The 23,568-nt window shown below is 70.3% G+C and carries 23 protein-coding genes; 16 read left to right on the top strand and 7 right to left on the bottom strand.

The features are described from left to right. Positions 1–136 precede the first annotated feature (136 nt). From dop to C6V83_RS18360, 11 genes are all read left to right on the top strand, one after another. Positions 137–1,639 carry a depupylase/deamidase Dop gene (gene dop, locus C6V83_RS11450; protein ID WP_105942502.1) on the top strand — a complete coding sequence of 501 codons (1,503 nt, stop codon included), beginning with the start codon at positions 137–139 and terminating at the stop codon, positions 1,637–1,639. Positions 1,640–1,690: 51 nt separating this feature from the next. Beyond that, positions 1,691–1,885 carry a ubiquitin-like protein Pup gene (locus C6V83_RS11445; RefSeq protein WP_105942501.1) on the top strand — a complete coding sequence of 65 codons (195 nt, stop codon included), beginning with the start codon at positions 1,691–1,693 and terminating at the stop codon, positions 1,883–1,885. Continuing rightward, entirely contained in the window at positions 1,882–2,808 is a 927-nt protein-coding gene (gene prcB / locus C6V83_RS11440) for a proteasome subunit beta (protein ID WP_234353696.1), read from the top strand. The genes C6V83_RS11445 and prcB overlap by 4 nt, the downstream gene beginning before the upstream one ends. After that, positions 2,805–3,533, top strand: a complete 729-nt coding sequence (gene prcA / locus C6V83_RS11435) for a proteasome subunit alpha (RefSeq protein ID WP_105942499.1) — start codon at positions 2,805–2,807, stop codon at positions 3,531–3,533. Before prcB ends, prcA begins: the two co-directional genes overlap by 4 nt. Positions 3,534–3,540: 7 nt before the next feature. Continuing rightward, positions 3,541–4,899 (top strand): Pup--protein ligase, encoded by a 1,359-nt coding sequence (gene pafA / locus C6V83_RS11430; protein WP_105942498.1) that lies wholly within the window; start codon positions 3,541–3,543, stop codon positions 4,897–4,899. A 15-nt stretch (positions 4,900–4,914) separates the two neighbouring features. Continuing rightward, positions 4,915–5,910: a helix-turn-helix transcriptional regulator gene (locus C6V83_RS11425; protein WP_105942497.1), complete on the top strand. Its 996-nt coding sequence runs from the start codon at positions 4,915–4,917 to the stop codon at positions 5,908–5,910. Next, positions 5,910–6,854 (top strand): helix-turn-helix transcriptional regulator, encoded by a 945-nt coding sequence (locus tag C6V83_RS11420; RefSeq protein ID WP_105942496.1) that lies wholly within the window; start codon positions 5,910–5,912, stop codon positions 6,852–6,854. Before C6V83_RS11425 ends, C6V83_RS11420 begins: the two co-directional genes overlap by 1 nt. A 96-nt stretch (positions 6,855–6,950) precedes the next feature. Next, complete coding sequence (gene tatA / locus C6V83_RS11415; RefSeq protein WP_105942495.1) at positions 6,951–7,211, top strand: Sec-independent protein translocase subunit TatA; 261 nt, start codon at positions 6,951–6,953, stop codon at positions 7,209–7,211. A gap of 21 nt (positions 7,212–7,232) precedes the next feature. Next, positions 7,233–8,240, top strand: a complete 1,008-nt coding sequence (gene tatC / locus C6V83_RS11410; protein ID WP_407646157.1) for a twin-arginine translocase subunit TatC — start codon at positions 7,233–7,235, stop codon at positions 8,238–8,240. A gap of 67 nt (positions 8,241–8,307) precedes the next feature. Continuing rightward, positions 8,308–11,265: a DEAD/DEAH box helicase gene (locus tag C6V83_RS11405; RefSeq protein ID WP_105942494.1), complete on the top strand. Its 2,958-nt coding sequence runs from the start codon at positions 8,308–8,310 to the stop codon at positions 11,263–11,265. Between the two features lie 531 nt (positions 11,266–11,796). Further along, entirely contained in the window at positions 11,797–12,357 is a 561-nt protein-coding gene (locus C6V83_RS18360; RefSeq protein WP_159067506.1) for a DUF4333 domain-containing protein, read from the top strand. A 20-nt stretch (positions 12,358–12,377) separates the two neighbouring features. Here the strand turns inward: C6V83_RS18360 and thpD are convergent, their stop codons facing one another. The 4 genes from thpD to C6V83_RS11380 form a co-directional block, all read right to left on the bottom strand. Next, on the bottom strand, positions 12,378–13,253 hold the full coding sequence (gene thpD / locus C6V83_RS11395; protein WP_105942492.1) for an ectoine hydroxylase: 876 nt from the start codon (positions 13,251–13,253) through the stop codon (positions 12,378–12,380). Between the two features lie 140 nt (positions 13,254–13,393). Then, positions 13,394–14,317: a 5'-3' exonuclease gene (locus C6V83_RS11390; protein ID WP_105943887.1), complete on the bottom strand. Its 924-nt coding sequence runs from the start codon at positions 14,315–14,317 to the stop codon at positions 13,394–13,396. 16 nt (positions 14,318–14,333) lie between these two features. After that, a complete protein-coding gene (locus tag C6V83_RS11385) occupies positions 14,334–15,488 on the bottom strand; it encodes a M24 family metallopeptidase (RefSeq protein WP_105942491.1) in 1,155 nt (384 codons plus the stop codon). Positions 15,489–15,552: 64 nt separating this feature from the next. After that, the gene (locus C6V83_RS11380) at positions 15,553–15,957 is read right to left on the bottom strand and encodes a pyridoxamine 5'-phosphate oxidase family protein (protein WP_105942490.1); all 405 of its coding nucleotides are present in this window, start codon (positions 15,955–15,957) and stop codon (positions 15,553–15,555) included. Positions 15,958–15,999: 42 nt separating this feature from the next. Between C6V83_RS11380 and C6V83_RS11375 the strand changes: the two genes are divergently transcribed. From C6V83_RS11375 to C6V83_RS11360, 4 genes are read left to right on the top strand one after another with little or no spacing between them, the layout of a single operon-like run. Further along, complete coding sequence (locus C6V83_RS11375; protein WP_234353695.1) at positions 16,000–16,752, top strand: SDR family NAD(P)-dependent oxidoreductase; 753 nt, start codon at positions 16,000–16,002, stop codon at positions 16,750–16,752. Then, positions 16,749–17,939 carry a precorrin-6y C5,15-methyltransferase (decarboxylating) subunit CbiE gene (cbiE, locus tag C6V83_RS11370; protein ID WP_105942489.1) on the top strand — a complete coding sequence of 397 codons (1,191 nt, stop codon included), beginning with the start codon at positions 16,749–16,751 and terminating at the stop codon, positions 17,937–17,939. The genes C6V83_RS11375 and cbiE overlap by 4 nt, the downstream gene beginning before the upstream one ends. Continuing rightward, positions 17,936–18,712 (top strand): precorrin-4 C(11)-methyltransferase, encoded by a 777-nt coding sequence (gene cobM, locus C6V83_RS11365; protein WP_105943885.1) that lies wholly within the window; start codon positions 17,936–17,938, stop codon positions 18,710–18,712. The genes cbiE and cobM overlap by 4 nt, the downstream gene beginning before the upstream one ends. After that, positions 18,705–19,490: a cobalt-precorrin-6A reductase gene (locus C6V83_RS11360; protein ID WP_105942488.1), complete on the top strand. Its 786-nt coding sequence runs from the start codon at positions 18,705–18,707 to the stop codon at positions 19,488–19,490. The genes cobM and C6V83_RS11360 overlap by 8 nt, the downstream gene beginning before the upstream one ends. 53 nt (positions 19,491–19,543) lie before the next feature. Here the strand turns inward: C6V83_RS11360 and C6V83_RS11355 are convergent, their stop codons facing one another. Beyond that, a complete protein-coding gene (locus C6V83_RS11355; protein WP_105942487.1) occupies positions 19,544–20,491 on the bottom strand; it encodes an NAD(P)-dependent alcohol dehydrogenase in 948 nt (315 codons plus the stop codon). A gap of 75 nt (positions 20,492–20,566) precedes the next feature. Here C6V83_RS11355 and C6V83_RS11350 point away from each other — a divergent pair, with 75 nt between their 5' ends. Next, positions 20,567–21,211, top strand: coding sequence for a TetR/AcrR family transcriptional regulator C-terminal domain-containing protein (locus C6V83_RS11350; RefSeq protein WP_105942486.1), 645 nt, complete (start codon positions 20,567–20,569; stop codon positions 21,209–21,211). Positions 21,212–21,238: 27 nt separating this feature from the next. Here the strand turns inward: C6V83_RS11350 and C6V83_RS11345 are convergent, their stop codons facing one another. Then, on the bottom strand, positions 21,239–22,912 hold the full coding sequence (locus C6V83_RS11345) for a precorrin-2 C(20)-methyltransferase (protein WP_105942485.1): 1,674 nt from the start codon (positions 22,910–22,912) through the stop codon (positions 21,239–21,241). Between the two features lie 4 nt (positions 22,913–22,916). Beyond that, entirely contained in the window at positions 22,917–23,540 is a 624-nt protein-coding gene (locus tag C6V83_RS11340) for a precorrin-8X methylmutase (RefSeq protein WP_105942484.1), read from the bottom strand. Positions 23,541–23,568 lie beyond the last annotated feature (28 nt).

The raw sequence follows: 23,568 nt of genomic DNA, 5'->3' as shown, positions 1-23,568 counted from the left end.
GGGCTCGACCAGCGGGGGGCTCGGCCGGCGGGGGGGGGCTCGACCGGCGGGGGGGCTCGACCGGCGAGGCGCCCGACTGGTGAGGGGTGCCCTCCCGATGGTCGAGCGAAGTCAAGACCGGCCTAGGCTGGCAGGCATGGATCGCATCATCGGCACCGAGGTCGAATACGGCATCTCCGCACCGGGCGACCGGACCGCGAACCCGATCATGACGTCGACGCAGGCGGTGCTCGCCTACGCTGCTGCCGCGAAGGTGCCGCGGCGCGCGCATCGCACGCGCTGGGACTACGAGGTGGAGTCGCCCATGCGCGATGCCCGCGGCTACGACTTGGGCGGCCACCGAGGGCCCGCCCCGATCATCGACGCCGACGAGATCGGTGCGGCCAACATGATCCTCACCAACGGCGCACGCCTGTACGTCGACCACGCCCACCCCGAGTATTCGGCCCCCGAGGTGCGGGATCCGCTCGATGCGGTGATCTGGGACAAGGCCGGCGAGCGGGTGATGGAACAGGCCGCGGAGTTCGTGGCCAGTGTGCCCGGGTCCACTCGGCTGCAGCTGTACAAGAACAACATCGACGGCAAGGGTGCGTCGTACGGGACGCATGAGAACTACCTGATGGACCGGCGGACCTCGTTCGACGCCGTCGTCACCGGACTGATGCCGTTCTTCGCATCCCGGCAGGTGGTCTGTGGATCGGGGCGCGTGGGTATCGGCCAGTCCGGCGAGGAGGCAGGCTTCCAGCTGAGTCAGCGCGCCGACTACATCGAAGTGGAGGTCGGGCTGGAGACCACCCTCAAACGCGGCATCATCAACACCCGCGACGAGCCGCACGCTGAGCCCGACAAGTACCGCCGCCTCCATGTGATCATCGGCGACGCGAACCTCGCCGAGACCTCCACCTACCTCAAGGTGGGGACGACGGCGCTCGTGCTCGACCTGATCGAGGCCGGTGTCGACCTCTCGGACTTGAGTCTGGCCTGGCCGGTGCACGCGGTGCACACCATCAGCCACGATCCGACGCTGAGCGCGGTGGTGGCCCTGGCCGACGGCCGCGAACTCACCGGTCTGGCTTTGCAGCGCGAGTACCTGGCGCGGGTCAGCGCTTTCCACGACGCCCACCACAGCGACGACGACCGCGCCGCGCACGTCATCGCCACCTGGGCGGACGTGCTCGACAAGCTGGAGCGCGATCCGATGGAATGCGCCGACCTGCTCGACTGGCCGGCCAAGCTGCGCCTGCTCGAGGGGTTCCGCCAGCGCGAGGGCCTCACTTGGTCGGCGCCCCGCCTGCAGCTGATCGACCTCCAGTACTCCGACGTCCGCCTCGACAAGGGGCTGTACAACCGCCTCGTGAGCCGCGGCTCGATGCAGCGCCTGGTCACCGAGGATCAGGTGCGTCACGCCGTGCATCACCCGCCGGAGGACACGCGCGCCTACTTCCGGGGCCGATGCGTCAGCAAGTTCGGCGCGGACGTGGCCGCCGCGAGCTGGGATTCGGTGATCTTCGACCTGGGCGACGATTCGATGATCCGGATCCCCACACTCGAACCGCTGCGCGGGACCAGGGAGATGGTCGGGGAGCTGCTCGAGTCCGCCGAGACGGCCGCGGAATTGGTTGAGGCGCTCACCGAATAGCGGCACCCGCCCCGGTAGGGTGGGTGAACGAGCCGAGCTGAGGAGACGACGATGGCGCAGGAGCAGACCACACGCGGCGGTGGCGGCGGAGACGACGACGCGATCGGCGGGGGTGATGCGGCCGGTCAGGAACGTCGCGAGAAGCTCGCCGAGGAGACCGACGACCTGCTCGACGAGATCGATGATCTGCTCGAATCCAACGCCGAGGACTTCGTCCGGGCCTACGTCCAGAAGGGCGGCCAGTGACCTCTGGTGCCACTCCGGACATCTCATCGTTCACCGAGTACCTGCGCGTCAGCGCGCCTGATCGGCTGCCGGGTTCCTTTCGACAAGCTCAAGGGGCTTCGTCGGCGCCCGGAGCTTCGTCGGCGCCCGGAGCTTCGTCGGCACAAGGGGCGTCCTGGGCGGTGCGGGGCGAGGTGAGCGACGTCGCGCCGCACGGCACCACGATCGTGGCCGTCGCCTATCCGGGCGGGGTGATCCTGGCCGGTGATCGTCGTTCGACGATGGGCAATCTGATCGCCACCCGCGACGTGCGGAAGGTGTTCGTCACCGACGACTATTCGGCCGCCGGGGTCGCCGGCACCGCCGGGATCGCGTTCGAGCTGGTGAAGCTCTTCACCGTGGAATTGGAGCACTACGAGAAGATCGAGGGCGTCCCGCTGACCCTGGACGGCAAGGTGTCCCGGCTGGCGAGCATGGTCCGGGGCAATCTCGGTGCAGCCCTGCAGGGTCTCAGTGCGTTGCCGCTGCTGGTCGGGTACGACCCGAGCCGGACGGGGTCCCGGCCCGGTTCGACCGAGGACTCCGGTGCGGCCGGCCGGGGCCGGATCTTCTCCTTCGACGTGGCCGGGGCGCGGCACGAGGAACTCGCCGGGTACGACGCCATCGGATCCGGAGCGCTGTTCGCCAAGTCGTCGCTCAAAAAGCTCTATCACCCCCGTCTGGAGCCCGCCGAGGCGCTCGGCCTGGTGATCGAGGCGCTCTACGACGCGGCGGACGACGACGCGGCCACCGGCGGCCCGGACCTGATCCGGCAGATCTTCCCGACCGCGGTGCGCGTCGACGACGCCGGCGCCGCCGAGGTGACCGAACAGGAGATCGCCGCGGCCGCCGAAGCGGTGATCACCCGGCGGACCGCCGAAGACCGGAAGGCTGAGGGCCGATGACCTTCCCGTATTACGCCAGTGCCGAACAGATCATGCGCGACCGTGCCGAACTCGCGCGCAAGGGCATCGCGCGCGGCCGCAGCGTCATCGCGCTGACGTGCGCGGAAGGCGTCCTGTTCGTCGCCCACAATCCGTCGAACACACTGCGCAAGGTCAGCGAGATCTACGACCGCATCGGCTTCGCCGCGGTGGGCAAGTACAACGAGTTCGAATCGCTGCGGCGGGCCGGCATCCAGCTGGCCGATCTGCGCGGCTACAGCTACGACCGCGCCGACGTCACCGGGCTGTCGCTGGCGACCGCCTACGCGACCACGCTCGGCACGGTCTTCACCGAGCAGCCCAAACCCTACGAGGTGGAGTTGTGCGTGGCGGAGGTGGCGCAGCCTGGGCGCGACACGCCGTCGCAGCTGTACAAGATCTCCTATGACGGCGCAGTGATCGACGAGAGCTCATTCGTGGTGATGGGCGGTGCCACCGAACCCCTCGTCACGGCCATGAACAGCACCTATCAACCCGGCCTCCCGCTGGCGCAGGCACTGTCGGTCGCCCTGGCGGCGCTGTCGACATCCGGGGGGCCGAGCGGCGGAGCGTCGAACGGCGACAAAGATGCGCCGGCCCTGGCCGCCGGCGATCTGGAGGTGGCGCTGCTCGATCGTGCGCGGCCGCGGCGTGCGTTCGTGCGGCTCGCCGAGGCCCGCGTGGCCGGACTACTGGAAACGGAGTAAAGCGTCGATGGAACGCCGGATCATGGGGATCGAGACCGAGTTCGGGGTCACCTGCACTTTCCAGGGGCAGCGGAGGCTGAGCCCGGACGAGGTGGCGCGCTATCTGTTCCGGCGCGTCGTCGCTTGGGGCAGGTCGTCGAACGTCTTCTTGCCCAATGGATCCCGGCTGTACCTGGACGTCGGTTCGCACCCGGAGTACGCGACCGCGGAGTGCGACTCGATCGAACAACTGGTGACGCACGACCGCGCAGGCGAGCGGATTCTGGAAGACCTGCTGCTCGACGCCGAACAGCGCCTCGCCGACGAGGGCATCGGCGGCGACATCTATCTGTTCAAGAACAACACCGACTCGGCCGGCAACTCGTACGGCTGTCATGAGAACTACCTGGTCTCCCGGACCGGTGAGTTCGGCCGCGTCTCGGACGTGCTCCTGCCGTTCCTGGTGACCCGCCAGCTGATCTGCGGCGCGGGCAAGCTGCTGACCGTCGGCGCCGAGAGCCGCTACTGCCTCTCGCAGCGCGCCGACCACGTCTGGGAAGGCGTCTCCTCGGCCACCACCCGCTCCCGCCCGATCATCAACACGCGCGACGAGCCGCACGCCGACGCCGAGAAGTACCGGCGGCTGCACGTGATCGTCGGCGACTCCAACATGTCCGAGACCACGACCATGCTGAAGGTGGGCTCGGCGCTGCTGGTGCTGGAGATGATCGAGTCGGGGATCAGCTTCCGGGACTTCGCTCTGGACAACCCGATCCGCGCGATCCGCGACATCAGCCACGACGTCACCGGACGGCACGAGCTCCGGCTGGCCTCGGGGCGGACCGCGACGGCGCTGTCGATCCAGCGCGAGTATCACGCCTGCGCCGTGAAGCACCTGGCCGGCCGCACGCCCGACGCGACCATGGACCGGGTCGTGGACCTGTGGGGCCGCATGCTCGACGCGGTGGAATCCGGGGACTTCAGCGCGGTCGACACCGAGGTGGACTGGGTGATCAAGCGCAAGCTTCTGCAGCGCTACCAGGATCGGCTGGGGATGGGACTCGACGATCCCAAGCTCGCCCAGCTCGACCTGGCCTATCACGACATCCGGCGGGGCCGGGGCGTGTTCGACCTGCTGGCTCGCAAAGGGCTGGCGGCCCGAGTCACCACCGACGAAGCGATCGATCAGGCGGTCGACCTGCCTCCGCAGACCACGCGAGCCAAACTGCGCGGCGAGTTCATCAGCGCGGCCCAGGCCGCCGAGCGCGACTTCACCGTCGACTGGGTACACCTGAAGCTCAACGACCAGGCTCAGCGCACCGTGCTGTGCAAGGATCCGTTCCGCAACGTCGATGAGCGCGTCGAACGCCTGATCGCCTCGATGTGATTTAGGCTCCTGGGAGTGGCCACTTCGAAGAACGAGCGCCTGCTCAACCTCGTCATCTGCCTGATGTCGGCGCGCAACTACGTGACGGCGGAGTATCTGCGTAAGAACGTGGTCGGATACAGCGACGCCGAGCAGACCAAGGAATCGTTCAAGCGCATGCTCGAGCGCGACAAGAGCGAGCTCCGCAGCCTGGGTGTTCCGCTGGAGTCCGGCGCGGACCCCCTCGGCGGGGACGAGGGCTACCGGATCAAGCCGGAGAACTACGCGCTCACCGACATCAGCCTCGACGCCAAGGAGGCGGCGGCGGTGGCGGCGGCGGCCGCCGTCTGGCACGACCCCGACGTGGCGGTCGAGTCCCAGACCGCGGTGCTCAAACTGCGTGCGGCGGGCATCGAGGTGACGCCGCCCGAGGAACTCGGATTCGGCCCGGCCGCGGGCGGGCGGACGATGGGCGACGAACGCGTCATCCGGGAGCTGCTCGCCGCGATCGGCGACGGCCGCGCCGTGACCTTCGTCCACACCACCGGCGGCCGTCCGGCGCAGCGGGTGCTGGAGCCGTGGGGCGTGGTGAGCGACTCGGGCCGGTGGTACGTCACCGGACACGACCGGGACCGCGGAGAAGTGCGCACCTTCCGGGTCTCCCGGATCTCCGGCGTGGAGGCGCTCGGCCACGCCGGCGAGGTGGTCCGACCGCCCGACGTCGATCTGCGGGCGTTGGTCGCCGACGCGGTCAGTCGCGGCAGGCAGACCGAGCCGACGAGCGCCCGGCTGTGGCTGGCCGACGGCCGGGCCCATGCGCTGCGGCGCGGCGCCGTCGAGGTGGTCGAGGCACCCTTCCGCGGAGAGCTGGGGCAGGAGGTGGTGGTGCCGGTCGCCGAGCGGTCTTCGCTGGTGCGTGCGGTGCTCGCCGCCGGCCGGGACGTCGTGGTGCTCGATCCGCCCGACCTGCGTGCTGCGGTGATCGCCGAGCTGGAGGCGCTGGCCGACTCGGCCGGAGAGGGGACGCTCTGATGGCCGCTCCATCCCGCTTCTCACGACTGCTCGCTATGGTCCCGTACTTTCAGGCGCGCCCGGGCATCGAACTGTCGGTGGCCGCGGCAGAACTCGGACTCACCGAGAAGCAATTGACGAAAGACCTCGAGCAGCTGTACGTCTGCGGGCTGCCCGGGCATGCCGGCGGCGACCTGATCGACATCCAGTTCTGGGACGGCTACGTCAACGTGGTGTTCACCGCAGGCATCGACCGCCCGATGCGGCTGACCGGCACCGAAGCCAGCGTGCTGCTGGTCGCCCTGCGGATGCTGCTCGACGCCCAGGGCGCGCTCGACCCCGATGCGATCCGCCGCGCCATCGCCAAACTCGAGGAGGCGGCGGGATCGTCGTCGGTGGTGCACGACGACGCCGCCCCGGGCGACCTGCCCGCCTCGGCCCCGATCCGGGATGCGGTCGCTGCCCGCAAGGCGCTGCGCATCCGCTACTTCACGCCCAGTCGCGACGCGGTGACCGATCGGGTCGTCGATCCGATCCGGGTGCAGGTGATCGACGGCAACAGCTATCTCGATGCCTGGTGCCGCGAGTCCGGCGGGCGCCGCAACTTCCGGTTCGACCGGGTGCAGGAGGCGCAGGTGCTCGACGAGCCCGCGCGGCCGCCCGCCCAGGTGGCCGCCGAGCCGATCACCATGCCGACGCAGGATGTGACGCTGCCGGTCGCACAGATCGAGATCGATCCGGATGCCCGCTGGGTGATCGAGTACTACGAGGCCCGACCGTTGGCCGATCCGGTGGACGGGGAGCCGCTTCCCGCCGAGCTGGCCTACGCCTCGCCCGAGTGGCTCGCGCGCTGGATCCAGGGTTTCGGCGGGCGGGTGCGCCTGGTGTCCGACGACGAGCGGAGCCGCCGGGTGCGCGCGCTGGTCGCGCAGGAGGCCAGGGCCGCCCGGGCCCGCTACGCCTGAGAGCGCGCGCGGCGGGCGGCACGGGTAGCATGGGCTTGTTGACAACAACCGGGGCGCTGCTGCCGAGATCCCCGGAGTGACTCGGAGGTTTGACTCGTGGGTGCAATGCAACCCTGGCACTGGATCGTCGTCATCGTCGTGGTGGTGATCCTGTTCGGCTCGAAGAAGCTCCCCGACGCCGCGCGTGGTCTCGGCCGTTCGATGCGGATCCTGAAGTCGGAGATGGGTGAGATGACCGGCGACGGCAAGAAGGACGAAGCGGAGCAGCCGCGGGAGCTTCCGCCGTCGGACCCGGCACCGGGCGCCGGACCGGGCGCCGAAGCGCGGCGTGCCGCCGACAAGCACGCGGACTCCTGATCCGCCCCTTCTGACGCACGAGTGCGCATCCCCGCAGCCCTGCGCCGGCTGGATCCCCGGCAACGGCGCAGCAAGGTCAACCCCGACGGCTCCATGCCGATCGCCGAGCATCTCTACGAGCTCCGCGACCGGCTGATCGTCGCCATCGCCGCGATCCTGGTCACCACGACCCTTGGCTTCTTCTGGTACAACCACGGCGTCTGGTTCGTCCCGTCGCTGGGTGAACTGCTTCGGCAGCCCTACTGCGACCTGCCGCCGGAAGCCCGGGTTCCGGTCGGTGAGGGTGGCGAGTGTCGTCTCCTGGCGACCGGGCCGTTCGACCAGTTCATGCTGCGCCTGCAGGTCGCGCTGACCGCCGGTGTGGTGCTGGCCTGCCCGGTCTGGCTCTACCAGCTCTGGCAGTTCGTGACTCCGGCGCTGCACAAGAACGAGCGCCGGTACGCGGCGACCTTCGTCTCCGTCGCGGCGCTCCTGTTCGTCGGCGGTGTGGTGCTGGCCTACTTCGTGGTGGGCAAGGCCTTCGAGTTCCTGATGACGATCGGCAACGAGGTTCAGGTCTCGTGGCTGACCGGTGGCGAGTACTTCAACTTCGTGCTGCAACTGCTGGTCATCTTCGGCGTCAGCTTCGAGCTGCCGCTGCTGATCATCGCGCTCAACCTCGTCGGCGTCCTCAGTTACGACCGGCTCAAGAAGTGGCGGCGCGGCCTGATCTTCACGATGTTCGTCTTCGCCGCGGTGGTGACCCCGACCGGTGACCCGTTCACGATGACGGCGCTGGCCGCGGCGCTGTGCCTGCTGCAGGAGTTCGCGATCCAGTTCGCGCGGATCCACGACAAGCGCAAGGCCAAGCGGAACCCGGACTGGCTCGACACCCCTGACGATGCCGCGTCTCCGCTGGACGCGGGCGGCGGCACCGAGCGCCCGGCTCCGGTCGGCAGACCAGACCCGATCGGCCGCCCCGAGCCGGTCGGCGCGCCGCGACAGCGGTCGTCAGTGCGCGATGCGACCGCCTACGACGAGGTGCTCTGACGCCGAAGCATCCGGACCGCGGCGCGGGAGAGAAGACCGGTGGCGGCGACATGACAAGCTGTAGACGATGAGCACCGAATCCGAACTCCAGCGTTTCACCGGCACGCTCGCCTTCCCCCTCGATCCGTTCCAGCGTGACGCGTGCGAGGTCCTGGCGGACGGCGGCGCCGGGAACGAAGTGAGCGGGCCGAGTGACTCCGGCGCCGGGAACGAAGTGAGCGGGCCGAGTGGCTCCGGCGCCGGGAACGAAGTGAGCGGGCCGAGTGACTCCGGCGCCGGGAACGTAGTGAGCGGGCCTCATGATTCCGGCGCCGTTCTGGTGTGTGCGCCGACGGGGGCGGGTAAGACGGTGGTCGGGGAGTTCGCCGTCTTCCTCGCACTCGCCCGCGGCGGGAAGTGCTTCTACACCACGCCGATCAAGGCGCTGAGCAATCAGAAGTACCACGACCTGGTGGCAGCCCACGGCGCCGCGAACGTCGGACTGCTGACCGGTGACAACTCGATCAACTCGTCGGCGCCGGTGGTGGTGATGACCACCGAGGTGCTGCGCAACATGATCTACGCCGAGTCGAGTGCGCTGACCGGGCTCTCGTTCGTCGTGATGGACGAGGTGCACTTCCTCGCCGACCGGTTCCGCGGTGCGGTGTGGGAAGAAGTGATCCTGGGCCTGGATCCGTCGGTCTCGGTGGTCTCGCTGTCGGCGACGGTCAGCAACGCCGAGGAATTCGGCGACTGGATCACCACCGTGCGCGGCGACACCGAGGTGATCGTCGACGAGCACCGCCCCGTGCCGCTGCACCAGCACATGCTGGTCGGCAACCGGATGTTCGAGCTCTTCGATCCGCGTGCTTCGGGGCCCGGCAAGAAGCCGGTGAATCCAGAACTGATGCGCTACATCAAACATCGCGCACTCGGCGTCGACGAGCCCTCGGGTGCGCGTGGTCCTCGCGGGCGTACGGACCGTCGTCGTCGTTCGTCGGGAGTGCCGCGGCCGCGATTGATCCGTCTGCTGGACGAGCACGGGATGCTCCCGGCGATCGACTTCATCTTCTCCCGCAAGGGCTGTGAGGACGCGTTCACACAGTGCCTGCGCAGCGACCTCAACCTCCTCGACGGTCAGGAGGTGGCGCGGGTCGACGCGATCGTGGAACGGCACCTGGCGGAGCTCTCGCCCGGCGACGCGGCGGTCCTCGGTGTCGACGACTGGCGAGCGGGGCTGCGGCGCGGATTCGCCGCGCATCACGCGGGACTGCTGCCGCTGTTCCGGCATGCGGTCGAAGAACTGTTCGTCGAGGGTCTGATCAAGGTGGTGTTCGCCACCGAGACCCTGGCGATGGGCATCAACATGCCGGCGCGGTCGGTGGTGCTGGAGCGCCTGGTCAAGTACAACGGCGAGGCGCACGTCGATCTCACCCCCGGTGAGTACACGCAGCTGACTGGCCGGGCCGGGCGGCGCGGCCTCGACGTCGAGGGCAACGCGGTGGTGGTCTGGACGCCGGAGGTTCTGCCCGAGCGGGTCGCCGGACTGGCCGGAGCGCGGACGTTTCCGCTGCGCAGCTCGTTCACCCCCGAGTACAACATGGTGCTCAACCTGATCGACCGGCTCGGTGTGGACGGTTCACGCGACCTGCTGCGACGTTCGTTTGCGCAGTTCCAGACCGACCGGACGCTGGTCGGGCAGGCCCGCCAGCTCGACCGCGCGCGCCGGAAGCTGCGCGACGCCGATCGCGAGCTGATCGCGGCAGCCGAGAAGCTGGGCATCGATCCCGGGATCTCGCTCGACCAGGTGCCCGGCGATCGGAACGCCTACGAGGGGTTCCTGGGCTACCTGCAGCTGCGCGAGGACATCCGCACCCTCGAGCGGGAGGCCCGGTTCGTGCGCCGCCAGCAGAGCGAGACCGCGGTGACCGATGACCTGGCGGCGCTCAAACGGGGCCAGGTGATCGCGGTCGGTTCTCGGCGGCACCGCGGGCTCGCCGTGGTCCTGGAGGCGGCGCAGTACTGGAACGACCCGCGGCCGCTGGTGCTGGTCGATGACGGGTGGACCGGGCGCGTCGGTGCGGAGGACTTCGTCAATCCGCCCGAAGTGCTGGGCAATCTGCGGATCCGCAAAGACGTCGACACCCGGACCGGGAAGGGTCGCCGGCGGCTCGCCGAGGCGCTGCGTGCCAGCGGGATCGCGCGCCCGATCGGGCGCACGCGCAAGCATCGGAACGACGACGGCCCCGATACGGAGTTGACACGCCTGCGCGAGCTGCTGCGGGCGCACCCGGCGCACCCCACCGGCGGTTCCGGAGGCCGGCGGAAGCAGGGCGCCGAGCAACTGTTCCGGATGGGGGAGAACCGGAACCGGCTGGTGCGCGAGGTCGAGAGCCTGGAGCGATCGATCAGCGAACGCAAGTCCAAGCTGGAGGTGGACTTCGACGTGGTGACCGAGGTGCTTCGCGAACTCGCGTACCTGGAGCCCGACGCCGCCGGAGGCCTGCGGGTGACGCCCACCGGGGACGTGCTGCGGCGCATCTACTGTGAGACCGACCTGCTGGTGGCCGAGTGCATCCGGGCGGGCATCTGGGACCACCTCGCGCCGCCCGAACTGGCGGCCGTGGTCTCGGCGATGGTCTACCAGTCCCGGCGCGACTTCGGCGGTGGCGTCGACACCATGCCGGGCGACAAGCGAGTGCGGGACGCGCTCACCGAGACGGTCGCGGTCTGGCAGGCGCTGGTCGCGGTGCAGGCACAGCACGCCGGCGGGTCCGAGGCGCTGCTGACACGCGAACCCGACACCGGCTTCTGCGCGCCGATCTCGGTCTGGGCGGCGGGGCGCTCGCTGGAGGAGGCGCTGACTGCGGCGTCCGCCGGCGGCCAGACGCTGTCGCCGGGCGACTTCGTGCGGTGGAACCGTCAGGTGATCGATCTGCTGGAGCAGATCCGGAACGGGGTGGACCCGGAGGCGCCGCTGGCAGGCGCTGCGCGCCGGGCTGCGAAGAGTCTGCGACGCGGCGTCGTGGCTGCCGACCTGGAATGATCGGCTGCGGTACCGTGACGGCGAACCGCAACGCCACCCCGGGAGGACCCCACCATGACCGGTCCGGACGATCGTCAGCCGCCGCCTGTCGGGGGCCCTCGGCAACCGCGTCACGCCGCACCCGGAGCACCGCCTCCCACCCGAGTGCGGGAGTCCCGGCACGGCCGGCCGGGCCCGCCGCCGCAGGGTCCGCCGCCGCAGGGTCCCCCCGGCCCGGGCGGGGTCGGGCAGGGCCCACCCGGGCCTCGTCCACCCGGCGCCTACGCGCCCGCACCGCATCCGCCGGGGCCGCTGCCGGCCGGGCCGCCGCGCGGTGTGCCCCCGCGAAACGGTCCCGTACCGCGGGGGAATCCCGTGCCGGGCGGTCCGGTTCCGGGCCCGCCACCGGGTCAGATCCGGCACTCGCGCCCGCCCGGGCCGCCGCCGGGCGGCGCGGCACCCCTCCGGCACGCCGACCTGCCCGCCGAACGGCCCCGTCGGCGTCCTCCGCGCCGTACCGCTCACGGCGAACTCGTCGGCCCGGACGATCGTGTGCCGACCGGGCAATCCCCGTACGCGGCCGCAGCGCCCGCGCCGGTGCCGCCGCATCCAGACCAGGGCGACCGCAGTGACCGTCCTGGCGCGTACGCCGGCGAGTCCGGGGCCGGAGCGGAGTCCGGGACCACCGTCGAGCCGGTGGTCCCGGACTCCCGCGGCCGACGCAGGCCACGGCGGATCGCCGCGGCCGGCGACGGCGGGCGATCGCCCGCCCGTGGACGTTCGCGCGCGGCGCTCGGGGCCGCGCTCGGCGGCGCCGTCCTCGTGATCGCGGCGCTGGTGGCGCTGTCGGCGTTCGTCTGGCCGGGATGGGTCACCAAGACGCTGTCGCAGACCAGCGTCGAGCAGGGCGTCGAACGTCTGCTCACCGCCCCGGTCGATCAGGACGGTTACGGCCTCGACGACGTGTCCGAGGTGAGTTGCCCGTCCGGGATGAAGGCACAGGCCGGTGTCCAGTTCACGTGTGCGGTGAAGATCGCCGGCGAGAACCGGCGCGTCACCGTGACGGTGCTCAACGACGACGGCGACTACGACGTGTCCCAGCCGGGGAACTGACGTTTCGCGGGCTGGCTGCGTTACGCCCGGTGCGCCAGGTGGTCTGGGCGCGGCGCGGCTGCTGCGAACGGCTCGCGCAGCGCGTTCGATACCGCGTTGAAGACGACGAAGAGGTTGCTGCGCGGGTAGGGCGTGATGTTGCCAGAGGATGCGTGCATGCAGTTCGAGTCGAAGTAGAGCGCCGATCCGGCCGGTCCGGTGATCAGGTCGATCCCGAACTCGTCGGCGAGGGCGGTCACGTCTGCTTCGTCCGGCGTGCCGAACGCTGGACGATACGAGACGAGCGATTCGCGGTGATAGCCCTCCGGGGTCTCGCCGACGCACGGCACGAACCGCTTGTGCGAGCCGGGGATGATCATCAGGGCGCCGTTGCTGCTGTAGTTCGGCGTCAGTGCCAGTGAGACGCTGAGCGCGCGCGGCGCGGGCATGCCGTCCTCGGCGTGCCAGGTTTCGAAGTCCGAATGCCAGTAGAAGGGGCCGCCGGAGAAGCCCGGCTTGAGGTTGATCCGGCTCTGATGGATGTAGACGTCGTCGTCGAGGATCTGCCGGGCGACACCGGCGATCTCGTCGCGGGCGAAGATCTCGGCGATCGCCTCGCTCAGCTGGTGGATGGCGAAAACCGAGCGGACCTCGCCGTTGGAGCGCTCGCGGACGATGCGCTCGTCGTCGCCCAGGCGACGCGTCACCGAGTCGACCTCGCCGAGACAGCGCGCGATGTCGCTGTCGCCGAGAACCGACTGAGCGGTGTGAAAGCCGCGCTCGCCATAGGCGGCCAGCTGCCGGCCGGTGAGGGGACCCGGTGCTTGGTCGTTCCACACGGTGGGATCGGGCCGGGTCACGACCTCGGAGACTTCGGGCAGCCGGGTGCGGTAGGTATCGGCGATGCTGATGGTCACGTGCTCCTCCTTCTGACGGGAACCCTTCTCGCTGAGGGCCGTGCGCGGTGCACGGCCACTGCTCCGGAGGGTACCCGCGGGCACCGACGGTGTGCCATGTCCGATGCCGCGGGGGTGCGCCGGAAGGAGGGCCCGATGCGCTACCAGCCGAGCGCGGACGACAGGCGCTGAACGCTGGCGTCGATGCCGAGCTCGGACACCAGTGCGGCGAGGCCGTCGGCGTCGTCCGGCCCGGCGGGCAGGGTGTCGTCGTCGCGGCTGAAGCCGACAGGAGCGTCGGTGCGGACCGCGACGACGGTGCGGGCGGCGCGCAGGTAGTCGGCGGACTGCTCCAGCGCCCCGGCGATGCGTGGCGAGATTCCCGATCCCGGTTCGCGTGCGGCCTCCTCCAACGCCGTCAGATCGCCGTACGTCCTGATGAGCTTGGCGGCTGTCTTGTCGCCGATCCCCTTGACGCCGGGCAACCCGTCTGACGGATCGCCGCGCAGGATCGCCATCTCGGCGTACGCGGCTCCGGCCCGCTCGATCGGGAGGGCGTACTTCTCGGCGACCTCGGCGGGTCCCATCAGCTCGGCCCGGGCCAGCCCGCGGCCCACGTAGAGCACGCGCACTGCGACCGGATCGTCGGCGACCACCTGCAGTAGGTCGCGGTCGCCGCTCACCACGAGGACGTCGTCGTCGGTCTCCTCGAAGGCGAGAGTGCCCAGGACGTCGTCGGCCTCGCACCCCGGCGCCCCTGCGGTTTCGATGCCTGCGCATCGGAGTGCCTCGAGGATCATGTCGACCTGCGGGGTGAGTGTGTCCGGGACCTCCTCGGCCAGCCCGTCGCCCCCTTCGGCGACGCGGTGCGCCTTGTACGACGGAATCAGCTCGGTGCGGAAGGCCGGTCGCCAGTCCAGATCCAGGCACACCACCAGCCGGGTCGGCTGGTGTGCCGTGACCAGGGCGGCGATGGTGTCGAGGAAGCCCCGCACCGCGTTCACCGAGCGGCCGTCCGGTGCGGTCATCTTCTCCGGGAGCGCGTAGAACGAACGGAACCAGAGACTCGCGCCGTCGAGGAGCATCACCTTTCCCATGGGGTCACTGTTCCACATCGGCGGGACGGGACGCCGGGAGCACGGTCAGTCCGTGCGGACGCGTGTTCACCGGTTCGGCGCCGTCGTCGGTCAGCACGACGATGTCTTCGATGCGGGCACCCCAACTCCCGGGGAAGTACACGCCCGGTTCCACCGAGAACGCCATACCCGGCCGCAACGGTTCGGTGTTGCCCTCGACGATGTACGGCTCCTCGTGCACCGACAGGCCGATGCCGTGTCCGGTGCGGTGTATGAAATGCTCGGCCAGACCGGCCTCGGCCAGGACCAGGCGGGCGGCGGCGTCGACGCTCTCGGCGGTGGCACCCGGGCGGACCGCGGCGACGGCGGCGGCCTGTGCGCGCTCCAGCGCGTCGTAGGCCGCGGCCACTTCCGGCTCCGGCGGGCCGAAGCAATAGGTCCGGGTGGAGTCGGAGTTGTACCCTGCGCCCACCGGGCCGCCGATGTCGATCACCACCACGTCGTGCGGCTCGATCACCCGGTCCGAGTGCTCGTGATGCGGATCGGCGCCGTTCGGGCCCGAGCCGACGATGACGAATTCAGCACGGGTGTGACCCTCCTCGACGAGGGCCGCGGCGAGGTCGGCGGCCACGTCGGTTTCGGTGCGCCCGGGCCGGAGCCACTGCGCCATCCGCGCATGGACCCGGTCGATCGCGGCCCCGGCGGCGCGCAGTGCATCGAGTTCGGCGGCGTCCTTGATCATTCGGAGTTCCCGCAGCACCGGGGTCGCGAGACGGACCGGAACGCCTGTCCGGTCGGCCAGCGGGATCACGTGCAGTGCGGGCAGCGCATCGGAGACGGCGAGCGCGGGATCGGCGCCCAGATCGGCGAGGGCGAGCGCATAGGGGTCGGCGCCGTCGACCCAGTCCCGGACCGGAACACCGAGATCGCCGATGGCCGAGGCGCGGACTGATGCGAGTTCCAGGCGCGGGGTCACCAGGTGCGGACGTCCCGACGCCGGGACGATCAGGGCGGTGAAGCGTTCGAAGGTGTCGGCCTCCATGCCGGTCAGATAGCGCAGATCGGGGCCGGTGCCCACGACGATCGCATCGAGTCCGGCCGCGGCGGTGAGTTCGGCCGCCCGTGCCAGACGTCCGGCGTAGACCTGGGATTCGAATCGGGAGCCGTCGACATGAGCCATGTCGTCAGCCTAAGACATCCGACGGTCCCGGTGAGACGACGTGATACCAGTGTCCCGGCGGGCGTCAGGCGCGGAACATTCCGGCCGAGCCGAGAGCCCGAGCGAGGTCCACCTCGATCACCACCCGTCGGGGATTCGGCCGGGGTTCGCGGTAACGCTGCGCGTATCGGCGCTCGGCGTCGTGCACCAGCTCCGGTTCGCGGCGGACCCGTGCCGGTCCCTCCAGCGTGAGCCAGCGCGGGCCGTCGACGTGCGTCAGCGCCGCATAACCCCCGCGCTCCACGTTGCGCACCTTCTGGCTGCCGTCGAACGTGATGACCCGGGCCTTGCCGGCCTCGCCGTCGAAGGTGAATCCCACGGCGACGACGTGCGGCGTGCCGTCGGCCCGCAGTGTCGCGAGCGAGGCGAGGTGGTACTCGCCGAGCAGGGCGAGGGCTTCCGGGCTGAGATCGTCGACGGTGCGCGCCATGGGACCGAATGTAGTCCGGAGGGCGGGTGAGATACTGCACGGGTGGGAACGATCGTGGTCTTCGGCGGACGCAGTGAGATTGGGGTGGCGACCGCGGTGCGTCTCGCCGCGGGCAGACGGGTGGTCCTCGCGGCGCGCCGCCCAGACGATTTGGCGGCCGAGTCGGCGGAGTTGGTGGCTGCCGGCGCCGCCGAGGTGATCCCGGTGGCGTTCGACGCCGACGACGTGGCCTCACACCCGGCGCTGGTGCGCAGTCTGACCGAGGACCACGGGCCGATCGAGACGGCGATCGTCGCCTTCGGGATCCTGGGCGATGCCGCGCGTGCCGAGACCGACGTCGCACATGCGCTGCAGATCGCGCACACCGACTACTACGCGCAGATCAGTGTGATCACGTTGCTAGTCAATGCATTACGTGCGCAGCCCAGCGACTCCACGGTGATCGTGTTCTCATCCGTCGCGGGGGTACGGGTGCGGCGGGCCAACTACGTCTACGGCTCCACCAAAGCAGGTCTCGACGGATTCGCGAGCGGACTCGCCGATGCGCTGCACGGCAGCAACGTCCGCATCCTGCTCGCGCGCCCCGGGTTCGTGATCGGGAACATGACCAAGGAGCTCATGGCGTCGGGAACCGAACCGGCGCCGATGTCGGTGACGGCGGATCAGGTGGCCGATGCGGTGGCGGCGGCGCACAGGAAGGGGCGGGGCGAGGTCTGGATCCCCGGCCGCCTGCGCCCGGTGTTCTTCGTCATGCGGCTCCTGCCGCGGGCGATCTGGCGGCGGTTGCCGCGATGACCCACTTCGTCGTCGTCGGAATCGGAGCCGACGGATGGGACGGGCTGAGCGGACACGCACAGGCCGAGCTGCGCAGCGCCGAGCGGATCCACGGCTCGGCCAGACAACTAGCCCTGTTGCCGGACGGTGTTGCGGCGGAGACGATTCCGTGGGAGTCGCCGATGTCGGAGCACCTGGATCGAGTGCTGGCCGACGAGTCCATGGACACCGTGCATCTGCTGGCGAGCGGTGACCCGATGTTCCACGGGCTGGCGGCGAGTGTGGTCCGGGCGATCGGCGCCGACCGGGTGACCGTATTCGGATCGTCGTCGTCGGTGTCGCTGGCGGCGGCCCGGCTGGGTTGGGACCTGGCTCGGACAGAGGTGCGCAGCCTGGTCACCGGGGAGGCGGAGAGCCTGATCCCCGCGCTGACCGACGGCGCGCGGATCCTGGTGCTGTCGAGAAACGCGGAGTCGCCCGATCAGGTCGCAGGACTACTGCGGCGCAAGGGCTTCGGCTGGTCCACTCTCACCGTCCTCGGCGATCTCGGGGGAGTGGACGAGTCGGTGGTGCGCGGCCTGGCCCGTAGCTGGAACGTGCCCGAGGTGCCCGCTCTGAACATTCTGGCGATCGAGTGCGTCGGCCCCGCCCGCACGCGTGCGCCGGGCCTGCCGGATGCGGACTACGTCAACGACGGGCAGCTGACCAAACAACCGATTCGCGCGATCACGGTGTGCGCCTTGGCTCCTGCTGACGGGCAACTCCTCTGGGACGTGGGCGCGGGATCGGGGAGCGTCGCGATCGAGTGGCTGTTGCAGACGCGGAGCGGCCGCGCGATCGCCTTCGAGTCGCACCCCGAGCGCGCCGACCGGATCCGGGTGAACGCGCGCGAACACGGCGTCGCCGAGCGCCTCACGGTCGCCGGCGCGGCGCCGGCGGCGCTGTACGGAGCGCCCGACCCCGACACGATCTTCCTCGGCGGCGGACTGGACGCGGAACTCCTGGACACGTGCTGGGAGGCGCTCTCTGCGGGCGGCCGGCTGGTGGCGAACGCGGTGACCCTGGAGACCGAGCGGCTTCTGGTGGCGGCTCGCGAGGAACGCGGCGGCGAACTGGTCCGGCTGAGCCTCGAGCGCGCCGGCGCACTCGGTTCGATGACCGCCTGGCGGCCTGCGCTCCCGGTGGTGCAGTGGACGGTGGACCGGTGACCGTCTACTTCATCGGTGCCGGTCCCGGTGCTGCGGACCTGATCACCGTGCGTGGCGCGCGACTCCTGGCCAGGTGCCGGACCTGCCTCTACGCCGGGTCGCTGGTTCCGGCGGAGTTGCTCGACCTGCTCCCCGACGGGGCCGTGGTGATCGACACCGCCCGGATGCCGCTCGACGAGATCATCGCTCATCTGACGGCGGCCGACGCCGCCGGTCACCACGTCGCCAGGCTGCACTCCGGCGATCTGGCCGTCTATTCGGCGCTCAGCGAGCAGCAGCGCCGGCTGACCGCGCTCGGCATCGACTACGAACTGGTGCCGGGGGTTCCGGCGTTCGCCGCGGCCGCCGCGGCGCTCGGCAGTGAACTGACGGTCCCGGGAGTCGGGCAGAGCCTGCTGATCACGCGGGTGTCCACGCTGTCGACTGACATGCCTCCGGGCGAGGATCTGGAGACTCTCGCCCGCAGCGGGGTGACTTTGGCGTTGCACCTGGCTGCGCACCGTGCCCGGCAGATCGTCACGGCACTGGTGCCGCACTACGGCGCGGACTGTCCGACCGCCACCGTCGCGTTCGCCTCCCGCGCAGAGGAGCAGATCGTGCGCGCACCGCTGGGTGGGCTCGCGGAAGCTCTCGGCGAGGCGGGGATCACCAAGACCGCGGTGATCTTCGTCGGGCGCGTCCTGGATCCGTCGTCGTCGAACGTCACCGACAGCTATCTGTATTCGCACGCGCGGATGACGAAACTGCGTGAGGACTCCCGCCGCCATGACTGACCGGTCCGTGCTCGTTCTCGGCGGCACCGGCGAGGCGCGCGCGCTCGCGGAGGAACTGGTGGCGGCAGGTGTGCCGGTGATCAGCTCACTCGCGGGGCGCGTGCAGAACCCCCGTCTGCCTGTCGGCGAGGTGCGCATCGGCGGGTTCGGCGGCGTCGACGGTCTCGCCGCCTGGTTGCGCGACGAGCGAATCCGCGCCGTGGTGGATGCGACGCACCCGTTCGCGGCGCAGATCACGGGGAACGCGGCTGCGGCCTGCGCGCGCGCGGGAGTTCCGCTGCTGAGGTTGCTCCGCCCGGGATGGAGTCCGGACGGGGACGCCCGGTGGACCCGGGTACCCGACATCGTCGCCGCGGCCCGGATCGTCGCCGACCGTGGCGGGCGAGTGCTTCTGACCACCGGGCGTCAGGACGCTTCCGCGTTCGCCGCTGTGGAGAACGCCTGGTTCCTGATCCGCGTGGTCGATCCGCCCACCGGACCGCTGCCGCCGCGGCACCGGATCCTGGCGTCGCGTGGGCCGTACAACCTGGCCGGTGAGCGGAAGCTGCTGGCGGACAACGAGATCGCCCTCCTGGTGACCAAGAACAGTGGCGGTGACCTCACCCGCGCCAAGCTGATCGCCGCGGCTGAGGCAGGCATCGAGGTGGTGATGGTGGACCGTCCCGCCGAGCCCGCGGGCCTGGACCGGGTGGAATCGGTCGAGGCTGCGCGGCACTGGGTCTGCGGCACCGGGTCTGCGCTACCGGGGCCTGCGGCACCGGGCCGGTCGCCCGGGTAGCTGATCCGGCGGTCGTGTCCGGATCGGCGCGGCGTCAGGGCACGATCACGCCGTCACGGCACGATCACGAGGTTGCCGACTTTGCGGCCGGAATCCACCCGCCGGTACGCCTCCGCGGCCGAGTCGAGTCCTCCGACCACGGTGGTCAGCGGGTCGAACGCCCCCTTCGCCACGAGATCGAGCACATACCGGAAGTCCTCCGGGCGCTCCCGGACGGTCCCGGCGATCACCCGGCCGCGGGCCAGGATCGTGTCGGCCAGATCTGCCACTGCGAGGACCAGTCGACCGTCGTCCGTGCAGAGCCGGGCGGCGTCGGCGCGCGTGAGATTCCCGACCGCATCCAGGACGACGTCGAACCGCTCGGAGACACCGGACAGCGGTGTGGCGGTGTAGTCGATCACCCGATCCGCCCCGAGTCGGGTGACGAGCGCGGCGTTACCTGCGCTGGTGACGGCCGTGACGTCGGCGCCGAGGTGCTTCGCCAGCTGGACGGCGGCGCTGCCGACCGATCCGGACGCGCCGTTGACCAGGATGCGCTCACCGGCGCCGAGGTTCGCCTTCTGGCGCAGCAGATACAGCGCCGTGGAGCCGCCGAACATCGCGGCCGCGGCGTCCTCCGAGCGCACCTCGCGGGGGATCGGGGCGGTCGACGACGACGGCGCCGCCAGCAACTCCGCATGAGCGCCCATCCGGACTCCGTTCAGGCCGGCGACCCGATCACCGGGCGCCGCGTCCTCGACGCCGTCGCCGCATTCGACGACGCGACCGGCGAAGGCACCGCCCAGCACCGGCCTGCGCGGCCCGCGCACGCCGAGCACCAGCCTGCCGGGAATCGTGAAGCCACGGGGAAACCGGCCGCTGCGAATCCGGGCGTCACCGGAGGAGACCGCGGCCGCCTCGACGTGGATCAACATCTGCCCCTTCTTCGGGGCCGGGCGGGGGAGGTCGACGATCTGTACGCAGTCGGGCGGACCGTAGTGCGGAATGCTGACGGCTCTCATCGGGACTCCTTACGCCTGTAAGTCGGTGGGTTCTACGGTAGCCTTACGGGTGTAAATCGGGCAAGAGGAGGGTTCGTGGCGCGGGTACCGCTGACCGTCGAACGAGTGATCGATGCGGCCGTCGCGGTGGCGGACCGCGGCGGATTGTCCGCGGTCAGCATGCGCAACGTCGGCAAGGAGCTCGGGGTGGAAGCGATGTCGCTCTACCACCACGTCGCCAACAAGGACGCGCTGCTCGACGCGCTCGCCGACCGAGTGTTCGCGCAGATCGAACTGCCTGAGCCGGACGACGACTGGCGGCGGGGGATGGAGCGTCGAGCCTCGTCGGCGCGGGCGGTGCTCAACGCCCACCCGTGGGCGCTCGCGCTGATGGACTCGCGGAGTGTGCCGGGACCTGCGCTACTGAAGCACCATGACGCGGTGATCGGCTGCCTGCGCCGCGACTGCTTCTCGAATGCCTTGACGGCTCGGGCATTCTCGGTCATCGACGCCTACGTGTACGGGTTCGCACTCATCGAGCAGAACCTGCCGTTCGACTCGGCGGGCGACGGGGCCGTCGGCCTCGCCGCGGACGTGTCCGTGATGCTCGCGCCGTATCCGCACATGGCCGAGTTCGTCGCCGAGATCGCTTCTCCCGGCGACTACACGTACGCTGCCGAGTTCGACCACGGCCTGGCCATCATCCTCGATCAGCTCGCCGTGTTGCGTGCGTCGTCGTAGGAGGCGAGGAGGACGGTACGCCCGCGCTCAGGTGCCCGTCGGGTACGTCCGCGGGGTGTACACCAGGTCGCCGCCCGCACGACGGACGATCCGGGTCTGCGACGAGCCGACGATCAGGAGAGTGCGCATGTCGACGGTGGACGGATCGAACTCGGCGACGGTCAGCAGGCGCAGCTGCTCGCCAGAACCGCCGACGTCGCGTCCCTGCACCAGCACGCGGTCGGCGGGGACCAGCTCGGCGAGCAGGTCCCGGAAAGCCACGATCTGCTCGGTCCGTTTGGTCGAGGCCGGGTTGTACACCGCGAACACCAGGTCGGCGGCGACCGCGTGCTGGATACGGTCCTCGATCACCGACCACGGCTTGAGCAGGTCCGAGAGCGACAGGATCGCGAAGTCGTGTCCGATCGGCGCGCCGACGGCGGCCGCGACTGCCTGAGCCGCGCTGACGCCGGGGACCACGCGGACTGGAACGTCGTGATGGGCCGGATCCGCGGCGGCCTCGACGACGGCGGTGGCCATCGCGAAGACCCCGGGGTCGCCGGACGAGACCACCGCGACTCGCGCGCCGCGTGCGGCGAGATCGAGGGCGAACTCGGCCCGCTGAGCCTCGACGCGGTTGTCGCTCGCGTGGATTCGCTGGCCGGGTCGCGGCGTCAGCCGGCGCAGGTACGTGTCGTATCCGACGAGGTCGGTGGCGGCAGCCAGTTCCGCGGCCACCTGCGGAGTGGTCTGGTCGGCCGGGCCGGGACCGAGACCCACGACGACCACCTCGCCGGGACGCGTTTCGACACGGTTCGTCACTGCGTTCCTCACCGGCTCAACGAGCGGGGTTGGGGTGTCGGTGGTCGCGGCATGCTCCGGCTCTGTGCGCGGAGGGGGCGTGTCGGTGGTCGCGGTGTGCTCCAGCTCCTTGAGCCGGTCCGAGGCGCTAGCCGAGGACCGCGTCGAAAGGACCCCCGCCAGTGGATTGTTGCGCCGGCCGGGAACGACGATCAGCGAGAAGTACGGCACCGTCTCCGGATCGACGTCGACCACCTTCTCGATGCGCTGACGGCTCGTCGACGCGCGCTCGACGTACCATGCCTCGTCGATGCGACCCGCCTCGATCAGGGCGTCGTACACCTTGCCGAAGGTCCGGCCGAGCTTCATCACCGCGAGGGCCTCACCCGACCTGAAATGCGCGATCAGCTCGGCGGAATCGGCAGTCCCGGGCAGCACCGTGAGCGTTTCTTCGCCCTCTACCAGCGGGATGCCTAGCGCCGCCGAGGCGGCACTGACCGAGGTGACGCCGGGCACGATCTCCGCCTCGAAGCGATCAGCAAGGCGCTTGTGCATATGCATGTACGAACTGAAGAACAGCGGATCGCCCTCGGCCAGCAGCACCACGTCGCGACCGGCGGCCAGATGTCCGGCCAGTAGTTCGGCGCTCTCGGCGTAGAAGTCGGCCATGGCGCCCGGGTACCCGCCGGGATGGTCAGTGGTCTCCACCGTGAGCGGGTACATCAGCCGCTCCTCGATCTGGCCGTCTCCCAGGTAGGGTGCAGCGACTGATCGGGCGATCGAGTTACCGTGGCGCGCACAGTGATAGGCGACCACAGGTGCGGCGGAGATGATCCGTGCGGCCTTGACGGTCACCAGCTCGGGATCCCCGGGCCCAAGGCCGATTCCCCAGAGCTTGCCCGCTCTCGCGTTTTCGGTCACGTGATCACTCCATCGGGCTCGCGAGCGCGTTGACCGCTGCCGCGGTGATCGCGGAACCGCCACGGCGGCCGGTCACGGTGATGAACTCGAGGTCGTTTCGCTCGGCCAGCGCCGCGCACGACTCGGCGGCGCCGACGAATCCGACCGGAGCGCCGATGATCGCGGCGGGGCGGGGCCACCCGTCGTCGATCAGGTCGAGCAAAGCGAATAGGGCGGTCGGGGCGTTCCCGATGGCGACCACCGAACGGGCCAGATCGTCGCGCCAGAACTGCAGCGCCGCCGCCGTTCTCGTGGTTCCGAATCGTTCGGCGAGTTCGGCGAGGCCGGGCTCGCCCAGATGGCAGCGGACGGGATTGTCGGCGGGCAGCCGTTTGCGGGTGATTCCCGAGGCGACCATGTTCGCGTCGCAGAGGATCGGACCGCCGGCAGCGAGTGCGGCACGCGCGGCGGCCACGACTCCCGGAGTGGCGACGACGTCCCGTGTCAGATCGGTCTGGCCGCTCGCGTGGATCATGCGGACCACGACGGGTTCGAGGTCGGCGGGGAAGGCAGCGAGGTCGGACTCGGCCCGGATGGTGGCAAAGGACTGGCGGTAGATGGCCGCACCGTCACGCAGATAGTCGCTCATGGCGTGCCCCAGCCTACTGCGGCCGCCG

It is taken from the genome of Gordonia iterans (assembly GCF_002993285.1).
Taxonomy (GTDB): Bacteria; Actinomycetota; Actinomycetes; order Mycobacteriales; family Mycobacteriaceae; genus Gordonia; species Gordonia iterans.
The sequence above is the reverse complement of the archived record's forward strand: the minus strand, read 5'-3'. Positions and strand labels throughout refer to the sequence as shown.